The following is a 15,226-nucleotide window of genomic DNA, read 5'->3' on the forward strand; positions in this document are numbered from 1 at the left end:
CGAGTAGGCGCTTGTCCGCAAAGTGAAAGTTTCTTCTAATTGTATTGAAGACCATCTGCGGGGGCGGTGTACTGCGCGCGGTCAAGTCCATACCGATTTCGTGCAAACCACTCCGCAGCAGTGCTTGCCTCGTCATATGCGGCGGCAGGTGACAAAAAAACCGGCTGCCGATGGCAGCCGGTTTGTGACCCCTCTCAGGACGGTTTTGCAGCCCGCTTATTCCAGCGTGATGTTCTGGTCGTGCGCGATTTTCTTGCGCAAGTCCAGTTCACGCTTGATCTGCGCGGCAAACTGCGCCGAGGTATTGCCGTCGGTGTAGGCGCCGCTGTCAGCCAGCCGGCGCTTGGCGTTCGGGTCCTGCAGGGCCTTGACCGCGGCGTCGTGCACGCGCGTGACGATTGCCGCCGGCGTGCCGGCCGGTGCCACCAGGCCGTACCAGGCCATGTTGTTCATGTCCTTCATGCCGGCTTCGGCGAAGGTCGGCACGTCAGGCAGGCCTTCGACCCGCTTGGGGGCCGCCACCGCCAGCGCGCGCAGCTTGCCGGCCTGGATATGCGGCATCGACGAGGGCAGGTTGTCGAACTGCGCGTTGACCTGGCCGGCCAGCGTGTCGTTCAGCGCCGGGCCCGATCCGCGGTACGGGATATGGACCATGTCGGTCTTGGTGATGTCCTTGAACAGCTCGCCGTCCAGGTGCGAGATGCTGCCCTTGCCGGCCGACGCGTAGCTGTACTTGCCGGGGTTGGACTTCAACAGCGCGACGAATTCCTTCAGGGTTTTGGCCGGCACCTTCGGGTTGACCGTCAGCACGTTGGGCACGTTGACCAGGTTGGTGATCGGCGCGAAATCCTTGAGCGGGTCGTACGGGTTTTTCGGGTTGGTGGCGGGGTTGGTCGCCATCGTGCTGACCGTGGCGATGCCCAGCGTGTAGCCGTCCGGTGCCGACTTGGCCAGGGCGTCGGCGCCGATCGCGCCGCCGCCGCCGCCACGATTTTCCACCACCACCGGCTGGCCGAGTTCGCGGCCGAGGCTTTCGGAGACTGCGCGCGCGACGATATCGGTGGTGCCGCCGGCTGCGAACGGAACGATCAGGCGGATCGGCTTGTTGGGGTAGGACTGTGCCTGGGCAAGGCCGGCGTGGGCCAGGCCAAGGGCGGCGAGGCAGGCGGCGGCGCCTGCGTGAATGACTGCTTTCAAGGAATGCCTCCGTTCTTCTTTCACTGATTGTTTGCCAGGCGGGCTGCAGGCGTTTTCTTGGGCGATGTTTCGCAAGCGCCCCGCGCCGTCAGGCGTTCCCGCGCTGACATGACCGGGCCGTGCCGGGGTGCGGCAGCGGCCTGCGCCTTGCGCAAGTTCCGCGATACGGAACTATGTTCCACAATGGGCGCGGTAGCGATTCAACCGGGAAAGAGCGCGCAAAGGAATTGGTGAGAACCCGCGTATCAAGAAAGCGGTGGGCGTGCCATCAGCGCGGGAGGGCGGGCAAGAGGTGAGGCGGCAACGAAAAAAGCCGGAAGCAAGCTTCCGGCTTTTTATGAATTCGCTGGTGGGGCGTGAGTGACTCGAACACTCGACCTACGGATTAAGAGTCCGCTGCTCTACCAACTGAGCTAACGCCCCAACGAAGAAAAAGATTGTAGCAAGGTACCGAATAAGACGCAATAGTTAGGCGCGATTTTTTTGCGAGCCGGTTTTCGGGGTCGCTACAATGCGCACGCCGTCACTCGCGTCGCACGCGGTGTCGTCCGATCCACCAGCCTGCTGAACCATGCACGCCAGAGTCCTGCGCTATCTCGACGAGGTCGTTCGCCGCGGTTCGATCCGCAAGGCGGCCGAGCACCTGCACGTGGTGCCGACCGCGGTCAACCGGCAGATCCTCGATCTGGAGGCCGAACTGGGCGCGCCGCTATTCGAGCGCATCAACAAGCGGCTGCGGCTGACGCCGCTGGGCGAGATGGTGCTGGCGCACGTGCGCCAGACGCTGCGCGAGCACGACGCGCTGCGCGAGCGCATCGAGGACTTCAAGGGCGCGCGCCGCGGCGACGTCACCGTGGCAGTGACAGCAGGCCTGGCGGGCTCGCTGATGCCGTCGCTGGTGCATGACTTCCGCCTGCGCTATCCGGGCATCGTGGTGCGTGTCAGCGACCTGCCGGTGGCGGACATCGTCGCCGCGGTGGAGCAGGGCGACGCCGACCTCGGCCTGGGCTACGACCTGCCCGAGCTGCCGGCCTTCCGGGCGTTGGCCACCAGCGACTGGCAGATCGGCGCGGTAGTGCCGCCTGGCCATGCACTGGCCGCGCAGCCGTCGGCGCTGCTGAGCGAATGCGTGGGTTACCCGCTGATCCTGCCGGCGCCGTCGCTGTCGATCCGCGCGATCCTGGACGACGCCTTTGCCCGCAATGCGATCGAGGTGTCGCCGGTGGCCGAGTCCACTTCGACCGTGCTGATCCGGCAACTGGTAATGCTCGGCACCGGCATCGCACTGCTGAATCCGCTCGACGTGATGGAGGAGCGCGCACGCCAGGCGCTGGTGTACGTGCCGCTGCGCGACCGCCACCTGCAAGGCCAGACGCTGACGCTGGTGGCCCGCGCCAGGGGTTCGCTCAGCGCGGCGGCGCAACTGATGGCCGAGCGTATCGGCGAGGCGCTGGCGGCGCTGTTCGCGCAGGCGCGCTAGCTGCCGGTACCAGGCAGCGCTGTCCACTTTTTGTGGACAGGGTGGTCGGAATTCTGCGCTTAGGGATTGGCATCGCGGCACCGTAGACTGCCGGCCATCCTCTCCACCCGAACGCAGAAGGAATGCCGCCATGACCCTGATTGCCCTGAACGCCGACGTGCTGGTCACGATGGACGCGCAGCGCCGCGAAATCCGCGATGGCGCGCTGGTCGCGGAAGGCCCGGCCGTGCAGTGGATCGGCCCGACCTCGGAGTTGCCGCCGCAGTACCGCCGCATGGTCGACGACGGCAGCGCGCAGGTGCTCGACATGCGCGGCCGCGTGGTCACGCCGGGCCTGGTCAACACGCACCACCACATGTACCAGAGCCTGACGCGCGCGGTGCCCGCGGCGCAGGATGCCGAGCTGTTCTCGTGGCTGACCAACCTGTACATGCTGTGGTCGCACCTGACGCCGGAGATGATCGCGGTATCGACCAGGACCGCGATGGCCGAGCTGATGCTGTCGGGCTGCACTACCACCAGCGATCACCTTTACCTCTATCCCAACGGTGCGCGCCTGGACGACTCCATCGCCGCCGCGCAGGAGATGGGCATGCGCTTCCACGCCGCACGCGGCTCGATGAGCGTGGGCCGCAGCAAGGGCGGCCTGCCGCCCGACGTGGTGGTGGAGGAGGAGGCCGCCATCCTGCGCGACAGCCAGCGGTTGGTGGAGCAGTACCACGACAGCGCCCGTCACGCGATGCTGCGCATCGTGCTGGCGCCGTGCTCGCCGTTCTCGGTCTCGCGCGACCTGATGCGCGAGTCCGCCAATCTGGCTCGGCACTACGGCGTATCGCTGCACACCCACCTGGCCGAGAACGACAACGACATCGCCTACTCGCGCGAGAAGTTCGGCATGACGCCGGCACAGTATGCCGAGGACCTGGGCTGGGTCGGCCACGACGTGTGGCATGCGCACTGCGTCAAGTTGGACGAGGAGGGCATCGCACTATTCGCCCGCACCGGCACGGGTGTGGCGCATTGCCCGTGCTCGAACATGCGGCTGGCGTCCGGCATTGCCCCGGTGCGCGCGATGCGCGATGCGGGCGTGCCGGTCGGGCTGGGCGTCGATGGCAGTGCGTCGAACGACGGCGCGCATATGCTGGGCGAGGCGCGCCAGGCGCTGCTGCTGCAGCGGGTCGGCTACGGCCCGGCGGCGATGAGCGCGCGCGAGGCGCTGGAAATCGCCACGCTGGGCGGTGCGCGCGTGCTCAACCGCGACGATATCGGCGCGCTGGCGCCGGGCATGTCGGCGGACTTCGTTGCCTTCGATATGTCCGCGGTCGGGTTTGCCGGCGGTGGCCACGATCCGGTGGCGGCGCTGGTGTTCTGCACGCCGGCCAATGTCGCGGCCAGCGTGATCAACGGGCGTGAAGTGGTGCGCGACGGCGCGCTGCTGACCGCCGATCTGCCGAACGTGCTGACACGTCACCGCGCGCTGGCGCGCACGCTTTTCGAGCGTGCCAGTATCGGTGCCTGATTGCAGGGGTGACGGCGCCGGCATGCCCTGGCGCCGTTAGGCGATGCGTGCGGCAAGCGCATGACAGCTGCGGTGAAAAATCGCGAATAAGAAAAGAGAAAGCAAAAGGCCGGAAGCATCGCTGCTTCCGGCCTTTCTGTATTCGCTGGTGGGGCGTGAGTGACTCGAACACTCGACCTACGGATTAAGAGTCCGCTGCTCTACCAACTGAGCTAACGCCCCAACGAAAAACGAGATTGTATCAGGATTTCTGGCGCTGTCAAATGTTTGGTGCGAGTCTCTGCAGAGCATGCCAACTGCCGCGAAAGCGGCGTTTCGTCACGTGCATGGAACCGAACGCCAGCGCCAGAGGTCTTCGGTTTGAGCGCATTCGCACAAGGTGTACCGGTACGATTCGCCAGAGCCATGTTAGGATTCTTCTCCACTTGCATATGGAGGGCTGCACCGATGGAAATCAAATTCCAAGAGCAAGAGCGCTACGACATCAACAATGAAGGCTTGCTCTTTCAGGCGATCGTGAATGGCGAGAAGGTGACTTGCGTGGTGACACGTGAAGCACTGTGGGAAGGCTTTAGCGCCGATCAGGTGCTGTCGCTGGAAGAGGCATTCCGTGCCGGCCGCGAAACCATCGAACGCGCCGCCGTGGTGCTGATCGAGCAGGGCGCGCCCCAGCCAATCGTCGTCAAGCGCGCCCACGTGGCGCCGATCTGATGAGGATGGATGCCCCGGCCAGCCGTTGGCATGCCGTGGGCGCCCATCCGCTGTCAGCTTCGTTGCCAAGTACCTCAGCGTAGGGCCGTCCGGTCTTGCGTGCCCCAGCCGGCAGTGCCGGCGCAGGCAATCCCCAGCTTCCCCTTCAATCTTTTTTAAGTCTTTTTTTCAGATCTTTCAGCCACTGCTCGCTGGTCGCTGGCGCGTGCACGCTGCGCTAGCGCGCCGGCGCGCCTGTGCCTGGTGCCGCGGGTTCGGCCTGCGTGGCAAGGGCGCCGGCCCCAGGCCGTGATGCGCATTCCTCGAAGATCCTTGCGTGGCATTGCGCGCAGATCTCCGGCGACAGCTTGCCGATGATCGTGTGCAGCGCCTGCCGCTTGGTCGGGAAAATATGGCCAGGCCCGAGCTTGTCGCTGAAGCCGGTCTGCTCCCACGTCTGCAGCACCTGCGTGCGCGGACGGTGGAAATACAGGTCACCGCCCAGCGCGCGGCGCTCGGCCAGTTCGCTTTCCCACATCTCGGCGCCGGCCAGGTCGATGAAGTTCATGCTCTTGGTCATCGCCAGCAGGTGGGTCTGGCCGGCATTGACGGTGCGCAGCCAGTGCAGGCGATCGGTCACGTATTGCACGGCGCCGAAATAGATCGCGCCTTCCATGCGCAGCAGCTTCAGCTGCGGGCATTCCGGCTGCGGGCGGCGCAGTTCGTCCAGCGGCGTGAAGCGGCGGTCGGGATCGTCGGCATCGGGCACCAGGCTGCGCACCGCCGGCCGCGAGGTGCGGTACAGGTAGGCCACCAGCGACAGCACGGTGCCGAGCAGCACCGCCATTTCCAGCCGGATCACCAATGTGGCGGCGAAGGTGCCGATGGCGATCGCGAACTCCGTGCGGCTCAGCGTGAAGATGCGGCGCAGGCGCGCGATATCGAGCAGGCCCCACGCCACCAGCAGCAGCATCGCCCCGATCGCGGCCATCGGGATCTGCGCCAGCAGCGGGGCGCTAATTGCCACCAGCGCCAGCAGCCACAGCGCCGAGAACACGCTTGCCAGCGGCGTGCGCGCACCGGCCTCGAAGTTAGGCACCGAACGGTTGAGCGAGCCGCACGAGATATAGCCGGAGAAAAAACCGCCGGCGATATTCGACAGTCCCTGGCCGATGAACTCGCGGTTGGCGTCGATATGCTGGCCGGAGCGCAGCGCCACCGCCTTGGCGATCGAGATCGACTGGCCCAGCGCGACGATGGTCAGCGCCGAGGCGATGCCCAGCAGGTCGGGCAGCTTGCGCCAGTCCACGTCAGGCACGTTGAAGTGCGGCAGCGCCGACGGGATCGGCCCGACCACTTTGACATGCTGGCCGGCCGCGCCGGCCTGGTTCAGCAGCAGCGCCACGCCATAGCCGGCCAGCAGCCCCAGCAGCATGAACGGCAGCTTGCGCCACAGCCGCTTGCACACCAGCGTCACTATCAGTGTGATGGCGCCGACGGTGACCGCGGCCCAGTTGATCGTATCGACGTTCTCGAACAGGTGGCGCACGGCCCCGAAGGCGCTGGTGCCGGTCGGTACCTCCAGCCCGAACAGGTCCTTCAGCGCATACAAGCCGATCAGCGTCGCGGCGCCGCAGGTGAAGCCGAGCAGCACCGATGGCGAGATAAAGTTGGCCAGCGAGCCGAGCCGCAGCGTGCCCACTGCAAGCTGCATCACGCCCACCAACACGGTGACCGCCAGCGCCAGCCCGATATAGGCCGGACTGCCGGCAAACGCCAGCGGGCTCAGCATCGCAAACAGCGCCAGCGAATTGGCATTGGTCGGCCCCGACATCACGTGCCAGCTCGAGCCGAACAGCGCCGCCACGATGCACGGCACTACCGCGCTGTAGATGCCGTACTGCGGCGGCAGGCCGGCCAGCGTGGCAAAGGCCACGCCCTGCGGCAGCACCAGCACGGCGCCAAGCAGGCCGGCGACCAGGTCGGCGCGCAGCGTGGTGGGGTCGACGCGCCGGCTCCACGGGAACAGGCGGGTCAGGATGGATCCGGGATGGGACGCTGGCATGGGGCGCAATGGAAAGGCTCAGCGCCGGCCGTCGCCGGACGCCGTGGCGGCGTTCAGCCGCAGTGCAGCGTCGCGACCACCGGTGTGTGGTCCGAGGGCTGTTCCCAGGTGCGTGGCACGCGGTCGATCACGCACGCCGTGCAGTGCTCGGTCAGCGCCGGCGACAGCAGGATGTGGTCGATGCGCAGTCCGGCATTGCGCCGGAACGCGAGCATGCGGTAATCCCACCACGAGAAGGCCTTCTCGGGCTGCTCGAACTTGCGGAAGGCATCGGCCAGGCCCAGTTCCACCAGCGCGGCAAAGGCGGCACGCTCCGGCGGCGAGACCAGGTTCTGGCCTTCCCACTTCGCCGGGTCGTGCACGTCGCGGTCTTCGGGCGCGATATTGAAGTCGCCCAGCAGCGCCAGGCGCGGATGGCGGACCATCTCCTCGCGCAGCCACGCGGTCATCGCCTCCAGCCATTTCAGCTTGTAGACGAACTTCTCCGACTCGGGCGATTGCCCATTCGGGAAGTACGCGCAGACCAGGCGCAGGTCACCATAGGTGGCGGCGATCACGCGTTGTTGCGCATCCTCGAAGCCGGGGATGTTGCGCACCACGTCGATCGGGCCGGGCATGCTGACGTCGCGGGCCAGGATGGCCACGCCGTTATACGTCTTCTGCCCGGTGTAGATGCTGTGGAAGCCCGCGTTCTCCAGCTCGGCCAGCGGGTACTTGTCGTCCGGCAGCTTCAGTTCCTGCAGGCACAGCGCGTCGATCGGCGCGCCGGCCTGGTCCTGCTCGGCCAGCCATTGCAGCACCTGCGGCAGGCGCACCTTGAGCGAGTTGACGTTCCAGCTGGCAATACGGAGGGGGCCGTTGGTTGGCAGAACCACTGCGCTCATGCCGTCATCCCGCCGTGGCGCAGCAGCGCGTCGATCTGCGGCGCGCGGCCGCGGAAGGCGACGAAGGACTCCATCGCCGGGCGGCTGCCGCCCACCGACAGGATCTCGCGCTGGTAGCGCGCGCCGGTCTCGCTGTCGAGCACGCTGCCCGACAGTTGCGCCGCTTCTTCGAAGGCTGCGTAGACGTCGGCGGACAGCACCTCGGCCCACTTGTAGCTGTAGTAGCCCGCGGCGTAGCCGCCGGCAAAGATATGGCTGAAGGTGTTCGGCCAGCGCGACAGCGGATGCTGCGGCACCACGTGCACGCGGTCATTGATCTGGCGCGACAGGTCGAGCACCGAGGCCTCGCCGGCCGGATCGAAGTCCGTATGCAGGTGCATGTCGAACGACGAGAATACGATCTGGCGCAGCGTCATCATGCCGTTCTGGAAGTTCTTGGCGGCCAGCATGCGGTCGAACAGCACGCGCGGCAGCGGCTCGCCGGTATCGACCTGCTGCGTCATGCCGGTCAGCACTTCATACTCCCAGCAGAAGTTCTCCATGAACTGCGACGGCAGCTCCACCGCATCCCATTCCACGCCGTTGATGCCCGACACGCCCAGCTCGCCCACCTGCGTCAGCATATGGTGCAGGCCGTGGCCGAACTCATGGAACAGCGTGATGACCTCGTCGTGCGTGAACAGCGCCGGCTTGTTGCCGACCGGCGCGGAGAAGTTGCAGGTCAGGTAGGCCACCGGCGTCTGCACGGCGCCGTGCTCCAGCACCTTGCGGCCGCGGGCATCGTCCATCCAGGCGCCGCCGCGCTTGCCTTCGCGCGCGTACAGGTCGATATAGAACTGGGCCAGCAGCGTGCCGTCGGGCGTGGTCACGCGGAAGAAGCGCACGTCCTTGTGCCAGGTCTGCGCCTGCTCGGGCTCGATGCGCACCGAGAACAGCTTCTGCACCACGCCGAACAGGCCTTCCAGCACCTTGGGTTCCGGGAAGTACTGTTTGACCTCGTGCTCGGAGAACGCATAGCGCTGCTGGCGCAGTTTTTCCGAGGCATAGGCCACGTCCCACGGCGCCAGCTCGGCCAGGCCCAGCTCGGCGGCGGCGAAGGCCTTCAGCTCGGCCCAGTCCTTCTCGGCGTAGGGACGCGCCTTGACCGCGAGTTCGTCGAGGAACTTCAGCACCTCGGCGGGCGAATCGGCCATCTTCGGCACCAGCGAGACTTCGCCATAGCACTGGTAGCCCAGCATCTGCGCTTCTTCACGGCGCAGCGCGAGCTGGTCGCGCATATTGGCGGTGTTGTCCCAGTCGGCCTGGCCCTGGCCGTACTGCGCGGCGAGTTCCGAGGCGCGCGTGACGTTGGCCTCGTACAGGGTCTGGCGCAACGCGCGGTCCTCCGCGTACTGCAGCACCGGGAAGTAGGACGGGAAATGCAGCGTGAACTTCCAGCCGGCCTTGCCTTCCTTCTCTGCGGCGTGGTGGGCGGCTTCCTTCGCGTCGTCGGGCAGGCCGGCGAGGCGCGCTTCGTCCTCGACATAGAGCGCGTAGGTGTTGGTGGCGTCCAGCACGTGGTCGGAGAAGGCCTTGGACAGCTGCGCCTGCTGTTCCTGGATCTCGGCGAAGCGCGGCTTCTGGTCCTCGGGGAGTTCGGCGCCGCCCAGCCGGAAGCCGCGCAGCTCGTTCTCGATCAGCTGGTGGCGCGCCGCGCTCATGCCGGCGAACTCCGTGCTGGCGGCCAGCGCCTTGTACTTGTCGTACAGCGCCAGGCTCTGGCCGAGCGACGACCAGAACTCGGTCATACGCGGCAGGTTGTCGGCGTGTGCCTTGCGCAGCTCGGGCGTATCGGCGACGGCGCTCAGGTGGCTGACCACGCCCCAGGCACGGCCCAGCGGCTCGGTGGCCGCTTCCAGCGCCTGCACGGCGTTGGCCCAGTCGGCGGGCATGGCGGGATCCTCGGCGCGGGCGACGGCCTGCTGCGCGCGCTCGAGCAGCACGTCCAGCGCCGGGCTGATGTGCTCGGGCCGGATCTCGGCAAAGCGGGGCAGGTCGGAAAAGTCCAGCAGCGGGTTCTGAGCCTGATTGGCGTTGGCAGCTTGGTCCATGGCGTGTTCTCGGTTGGGCTGGCCTCGGTGGGGCACTGCTTCAGAGGCAATGCTCTGCAGATGGGGCCGGGGCGCCGGGTTTTCCAGCGCCCCGTGTGGCCTGGTGTGACGTATCGTACTGTACGCCGAACGCGTCCAGGTTTCAGCCCGCGGCGCGCTCCGCGGCTTCCAGCGTGTTGACCAGCAGCATGGTGATGGTCATTGGGCCGACGCCGCCCGGCACCGGCGTGATGTAGCCGGCCACCTCGCGCACGCCGGCAAAATCGACGTCGCCGCACAGCTTGCCGTTGTCGTCGCGGTTCATGCCCACGTCGATCACGACCGCGCCGGGCTTGACCATGTCGGCGGTGATCAGGTTGCGCCGGCCGACCGCGGCGACCACCACGTCGGCTTCACGCGTGTGGGCGCCGATATCGCGCGTCTTGCTGTTGCAGATGGTCACGGTGGCGCCGGCCTGCAGCAGCAGCATCGCCATCGGCTTGCCGACGATGTTCGAGGCACCGACCACCACGGCGCGGGCGCCGCGCAGCGGGAACTGGATCGATTCCAGCATCTTCATGCAGCCGTAGGGTGTGCACGGGCGGAACAGCGGCGCGCCGGTCATCAGCGCGCCGGCGTTGGCGACGTGGAAGCCGTCGACGTCCTTTTCCGGGGCGATCGCTTCCAGCACCTTGTGGCTGTCAATGTGCTTGGGCAGCGGCAGCTGCACCAGGATGCCGTGGATGTTCGGATCGTTGTTGAGCGCGTCGATGCGGGCCAGCAATTCCGCCTCCGAGAGGTCAGCGGGGTAGCGGTCGAGCGAGGAGTGGAAGCCATTGTCCTGGCAAGCCTTGACCTTGTTGCGCACGTAGACCTGGCTGGCCGGGTCTTCGCCGACCAGGATCACGGCCAGGCCGGGGCGGTGGCCGCGTTCGGTCAGGGTGGCGGCGCGCCGGGCGGCTTCGGAGCGGATTTGTTTGGCAAGGGCGTTGCCGTCGATCAGTTGGGCAGACATGGAGGAATGGCGGGTTTGTGGCCGGAGGTGGAGATGCCGCCGCTGGGGGCGGGCAAGGGCTAAAGGCGAATTATAAAGGTTGCGTAGGGGCTGCCGCACGGAGCTTGACCGGATACAGGGGTCGCGTGGATCGGGGCTGGTAGCATCGGCCGCATGCACACCGCGCTCCCGTCCCTGCTGTCCGATCCCTTGCTGGTGTTCCTGTCCCTGGCCGGGCTGCTGTGGGCGCTGACGCGCCGGCCCTGGCAGCTGCTGCGGCGCAATGCGCTGCAGAATGCCTGGCTGGGCGCGATGCTGCTGGTCGCGCTGCTGTGGATGGTGCGCGCCACGCTGGTGGGCGGGCTGGTGATCCAGCTGCTCGGCGCCACGCTGATGGTGACGTTATTCGGCTTGCCGCTGGCGCTGCTGTCGCTGTTCGTGGTGGATGTGGTGTCGCTGTTGGGGCTGGAATACCTGGCGGGCCATGGCTGGTCGCAGTTCGACTTGGCCTCGCTATGGGTGCGCTACGTCTGGCTGGCGCTGGTGCCGGCGCTGATCTCGGCCGCGCTGCAGGCGTTGATGCGCCGGTTTCTGCCGCGGCATCCCTTCGTTTTTATCCTCGGGCACGGCTATTTCACCGCCGGGCTGGCCGCGCTCGGCGGCAGTGCGGCGCAGGCGGCCTGGCGCCACCTGATGGCGCCGGCGCTGCCCTTTACCGTGGCCGACACGCTGGCCGCGATGGTGATCCTGGCCTTTGGCGAGGCCTTCCTGACCGGCATGTTGGTGGCGATCTTTGTGGTCTACCGGCCACAATGGGTTGTCACGTTCCGGGACGAGGAATACCTGAAGCGCTGAAGGCGGGGATGGTTGCGCCGGGCGGCGCGGGGAGGGCAGCCGGCGCGGCCGCGTGCCGCGCCGGGAAGTGACGGGCATGGCGCCGCCAGGCGCCAGCCCGGTCAGCTGTTGCGCGACAGCGCCAGGCGCAGCAGGTCGGCGACCGTGTTGACGTTGAGCTTTTCCATGATGTTGGCGCGGTGCGCCTCCACCGTCTTGATGGAAATGCCCAGGTCGTCGGCGATCTGCTTGTTCAGGCGGCCGGCTACGATGCGCTCCAGCACCTGCTGCTCGCGCGTGGTCAGCTTGCCCAGCAGGTCCTTGGCGGCACGCTGCTCGCGCGCGGCGGAGTGGTCGGTGCGGGCCTTCTGCAGCATGCGCTCGACCAGCGCGCGCAGCTCCGACTCGTCGAACGGCTTCTCGATAAAGTCGATCGCGCCGCGCTTCATCGTCGACACCGCCATCGGCACGTCGCCGTGGCCGGTGATAAAGACGATGGGGATGTCGATCTGCTCGGCCAGCATGCGTTCCTGCAACTCGGGGCCGCTCATGCCGGGCATGCGCACGTCGAGGATCAGGCACGACACCTGGCTGGCGTCGTAGGCGGCGAGGAACTGCTCGGCGCTGGTGAAGCTGCGCACCTGGTAGCCATTGCCCTCCAGCAGCCAGGTCAGCGAGTCGCGCATGGCTTCATCGTCGTCGACGATGAACACGGTCTCGCCGCGGTGGGGCGTGGGGTTAGGCGTTGCGGTCATGTAGTCTCCTCGGGACAACAATTCATTGCTGCGAAGTGTAACCGGCCACGGCCCTCTGTGGCGAGACAGGCCCCCCGCGGACGTGGGGAATGGCGTGGCCGGCGTGCTCCGGATTCTGGGGGGCAGGGACTTGCGGGGCGGGGGCGCTTGCTTCTGTCAGTGCTCGGCCATCACCGGCTGCAGCGGCAGCATGATCTTAAATGTACAACCGATGCCGTCGATATTGTTCTCCACCCACAGGCGGCCCTGGTGCGACTCGATGATCGAGCGGCAGATGTTCAGCCCCATGCCCATACCGTCGGACTTGGTGCTGAAGAAGGGTTCGAACAGCCGTTCCTTGGTGGCCTCGTCCACGCCCGGGCCCTGGTCGATCACCTCGATATGGACGTTGTCGCCGATCTCGCCCGGCTCCATCCGCGCGTGCAGGCGCACCACGCCGCCGGCACGCAGCGCCGGCAGGCCCGACATGGCTTCCACCGCGTTCTTGAGCAGGTTCACCAGCACCTGCTCGATCAGCACCGGATCCACATAGACCGTCATCGGCGGCGGCGGCAGGCGGGTCAGGATGGTGACGCGGCGGCGCGTGGCCTCCAGGTCGGCCAGGCCCACGGCGTCGGCGACGATGTCGTGCAGCGAGGCCTCGCGCCGCTGCGGCTGGCTGCGCTTCACGAAGCCGCGGATGCGGCTGATGATGGTGCCGGCGCGCACCGCCTGGGCCGACGTCTTTTCCAGCACCGGGATCAGGTCTTCCGGCGTGCTGCGGCCCGAATGCAACCGCGCCACCGCGCCCATGCAGTAGTTGTTGATTGCCGCCAGCGGCTGGTTCAGCTCGTGCGCCAGCGACGAGGCCATCTCGCCCATGGTGGTCAGGCGGCTGGTGAACTGCAGGCGCTCTTCGTGCTGGCGCGCCATTTCCTCGGCGGCCTTGCGCACCGTGATGTCGGTGGCGATCTGCATCTGCGCCAGGTGGCCGTCGACCCATTGGATATAGCGGCGGCGCACTTCGAACCACTTCTGCATGTCGGGCACGAACACTTCGCGCGCGTCCGAGGCGTACGGCATCAGCTCGGAAGCGGGCAGGCCGGCGTAGGCGTCGACATAGTCGGTGTTGTCGCTCGAGACCTGGTCCTTGTCGAGCTCGTCGCCGGCCAGCTTGACGTGGCCCTCGGCCTCCCAGCCGAACAGCTGCCGGTAGTAGCGGTTGGCGAACAGCAGCTCGGCCTTGTCGGTGGCCAGCACGGAGACGGCTGCGTCCAGGCTCTCCAGCACCGTGGTGAAGCGGTCATGCGCCGCGGCCAGTTCCTCGCGGGCTCGTTTGGGCTCGGTGATGTCCGTCATCGAGCTCATCCAGCCGGTATGGCGGCCGCGGCTGTCCACCAGCGGCGACACGTACATGCGCGCATAGAAGCTGCTGCCGTCGCGGCGCATCACGCGCATCTCGTAGCCGCCCGCGGGCGACTTGCCCTGCAGCGTCAGGTCGATCTGCTTCTGCATCTCCTGCTGGTCGTTGGGCGGCCAGTAGGGGAAGGGCGGCAGGCGCCCGACCAGGTCGTTCTCCTGCCAGCCGGTCATGCGGCAGAAGGCCGGGTTGACGTAGGTGATGCGGCCGTTCAGGTCGAGCGCGCGCAGGCCGATCAGCATCGAGTTTTCCATCGCGCGCCGGAACGAGGTCTCGGCGAGCAGCGCGCGCTGCGCTTCGGAGCGCCGGCTGGTGTGGCGCCACATGCTCCACAGGCTCCACAGCAGGAAGCAGGACAGGCCCACCACCAGCCACAGCAGCATGTTGTTGGGCAGGTTGGACGGCGGCGGGTAGGCGTCGGCGCGCAGCGACAGCGAGTGGCCCGGCGGGTCAAGCAGCACCTCGTACGACAGCGCATTGCCCGGCACCGGCCGCAGCGAGGTGCTGGCGCGGGTCTGGTTGTTCTTGTCGATCAGCGAGAAGCGGTAGCGCTCGGTCAGTTCCGGCGGCAGCAGGTGCGTCAGGATGCCGTTGATCGAGTAGAGCGCGCCGAGCGTGCCGAGGAACTCGTTGTCGCGCACGATCGGCACCTGTACCAGCATGAAGCTGTCGCCGCGGTCGTTGACCAGCGGGCGCGAGTAGACCACGCGCTGGGTTTCGCGGGCGGCGTCGAAGGTGTCGAGCACTTCCGGCTCGAGCGGCTGGTCCTGGTTCTCGCGCAGGCGCACGGCAAACTCGGACGTCGATGGCAGTGACCAGCGGCCACGCTTGGTGGCGTCGAGCCAGTTGATAAAGACGATTTCGGGGTTCTCGCGCAGGATTTCCTGCGCGGCGGTGCGGTACGCGCCTTGCTCGAGCTGGGCGGCGGCAATGTCGCGCGCCAGCGAGGAGAGCTGGTCCTGGTTGCTCAACAGGGACAGGCGCACGCGCTGCTGCGCCCAGGCGGCGTCGCGGTAGAGCGCGTCGCGTTGCTGCTGGCGCTCGGTCTCGTGCAACGACCACAGGATCACGCCCATCGCCACCGTGAACAGCACGATCGCGACCAGCGGGATAAACATGAACCAGCTGGTGGCCACCAGGTTGCGCCAACGCAGCCACCACAATCCGCGCGGGGCGGCGACCGGCGCGCCGTCCTCGGGTCCCAGTCCCTCGATCGGACCTAGCCCGGCCGCCGGGGGAGGGGCGTGTCCGCCATCGCCACCAGCCGCCTTGGCTGAGCCCGACGCATCGGGAGATAGCATGGCTGCACGCAGGCGGGAAAGAAATCGGTCGAGAGACGA

11 protein-coding genes and 2 tRNA genes are annotated in these 15,226 nt (G+C 67.1%); 4 read left to right on the plus strand and 9 right to left on the minus strand.

The window, feature by feature from the left end; genetic code table 11:
* Positions 1 to 216 precede the first annotated feature (216 nt).
* The gene (locus K307_RS32345; protein WP_042885026.1) at positions 217 to 1,197 is read right to left on the minus strand and encodes a tripartite tricarboxylate transporter substrate binding protein BugE; all 981 of its coding nucleotides are present in this window, start codon (positions 1,195 to 1,197) and stop codon (positions 217 to 219) included.
* A 347-nt stretch (positions 1,198 to 1,544) separates the two neighbouring features.
* Positions 1,545 to 1,620, minus strand: a tRNA-Lys gene (locus K307_RS32350).
* A gap of 148 nt (positions 1,621 to 1,768) precedes the next feature.
* Between K307_RS32350 and K307_RS32355 the strand changes: the two genes are divergently transcribed.
* The gene (locus tag K307_RS32355; protein ID WP_042885028.1) at positions 1,769 to 2,677 is read left to right on the plus strand and encodes a LysR family transcriptional regulator; all 909 of its coding nucleotides are present in this window, start codon (positions 1,769 to 1,771) and stop codon (positions 2,675 to 2,677) included.
* A 130-nt stretch (positions 2,678 to 2,807) separates the two neighbouring features.
* Positions 2,808 to 4,196, plus strand: coding sequence for an 8-oxoguanine deaminase (locus K307_RS32360; protein ID WP_042885029.1), 1,389 nt, complete (start codon positions 2,808 to 2,810; stop codon positions 4,194 to 4,196).
* A 146-nt stretch (positions 4,197 to 4,342) separates the two neighbouring features.
* Here the strand turns inward: K307_RS32360 and K307_RS32365 are convergent.
* Positions 4,343 to 4,418: transfer RNA gene (locus K307_RS32365), tRNA-Lys, on the minus strand.
* A gap of 225 nt (positions 4,419 to 4,643) precedes the next feature.
* On the opposite strand from K307_RS32365, the gene K307_RS32370 reads away from it, so the two are divergent.
* Positions 4,644 to 4,907, plus strand: coding sequence for a DUF1488 domain-containing protein (locus tag K307_RS32370; protein ID WP_022534433.1), 264 nt, complete (start codon positions 4,644 to 4,646; stop codon positions 4,905 to 4,907).
* A 217-nt stretch (positions 4,908 to 5,124) separates the two neighbouring features.
* Here K307_RS32370 and K307_RS32375 read toward each other — a convergent pair whose 3' ends face one another.
* The 4 genes from K307_RS32375 to folD all read right to left on the minus strand — a co-directional run bounded on the left by K307_RS32375 (position 5,125) and on the right by folD (position 10,919).
* On the minus strand, positions 5,125 to 6,951 hold the full coding sequence (locus tag K307_RS32375; RefSeq protein WP_042885031.1) for a SulP family inorganic anion transporter: 1,827 nt from the start codon (positions 6,949 to 6,951) through the stop codon (positions 5,125 to 5,127).
* 53 nt (positions 6,952 to 7,004) lie between these two features.
* On the minus strand, positions 7,005 to 7,835 hold the full coding sequence (gene xth, locus K307_RS32380; RefSeq protein ID WP_042885033.1) for an exodeoxyribonuclease III: 831 nt from the start codon (positions 7,833 to 7,835) through the stop codon (positions 7,005 to 7,007).
* Positions 7,832 to 9,925: a M3 family metallopeptidase gene (locus K307_RS32385; RefSeq protein ID WP_042885034.1), complete on the minus strand. Its 2,094-nt coding sequence runs from the start codon at positions 9,923 to 9,925 to the stop codon at positions 7,832 to 7,834. Before K307_RS32385 ends, xth begins: the two co-directional genes overlap by 4 nt.
* Before the next feature lie 142 nt (positions 9,926 to 10,067).
* The gene (gene folD, locus K307_RS32390) at positions 10,068 to 10,919 is read right to left on the minus strand and encodes a bifunctional methylenetetrahydrofolate dehydrogenase/methenyltetrahydrofolate cyclohydrolase FolD (protein ID WP_042885035.1); all 852 of its coding nucleotides are present in this window, start codon (positions 10,917 to 10,919) and stop codon (positions 10,068 to 10,070) included.
* A gap of 153 nt (positions 10,920 to 11,072) precedes the next feature.
* Here folD and K307_RS32395 point away from each other — a divergent pair, with 153 nt between their 5' ends.
* Entirely contained in the window at positions 11,073 to 11,753 is a 681-nt protein-coding gene (locus tag K307_RS32395; protein ID WP_042885036.1) for a hypothetical protein, read from the plus strand.
* Between the two features lie 101 nt (positions 11,754 to 11,854).
* On the opposite strand, the gene K307_RS32400 is transcribed toward K307_RS32395, so the two are convergent.
* Together K307_RS32400 and K307_RS32405 are read right to left on the minus strand one after the other, a co-directional pair.
* Positions 11,855 to 12,487, minus strand: coding sequence for a response regulator transcription factor (locus tag K307_RS32400; RefSeq protein ID WP_022534439.1), 633 nt, complete (start codon positions 12,485 to 12,487; stop codon positions 11,855 to 11,857).
* Positions 12,488 to 12,643: 156 nt separating this feature from the next.
* The gene (locus tag K307_RS32405; protein ID WP_419187190.1) at positions 12,644 to 15,187 is read right to left on the minus strand and encodes a PAS domain S-box protein; all 2,544 of its coding nucleotides are present in this window, start codon (positions 15,185 to 15,187) and stop codon (positions 12,644 to 12,646) included.
* Positions 15,188 to 15,226: the final 39 nt, after the last annotated feature.

Source organism: Cupriavidus necator A5-1, assembly GCF_000744095.1.
Lineage (GTDB): Bacteria > Pseudomonadota > Gammaproteobacteria > Burkholderiales > Burkholderiaceae > Cupriavidus > Cupriavidus necator_A.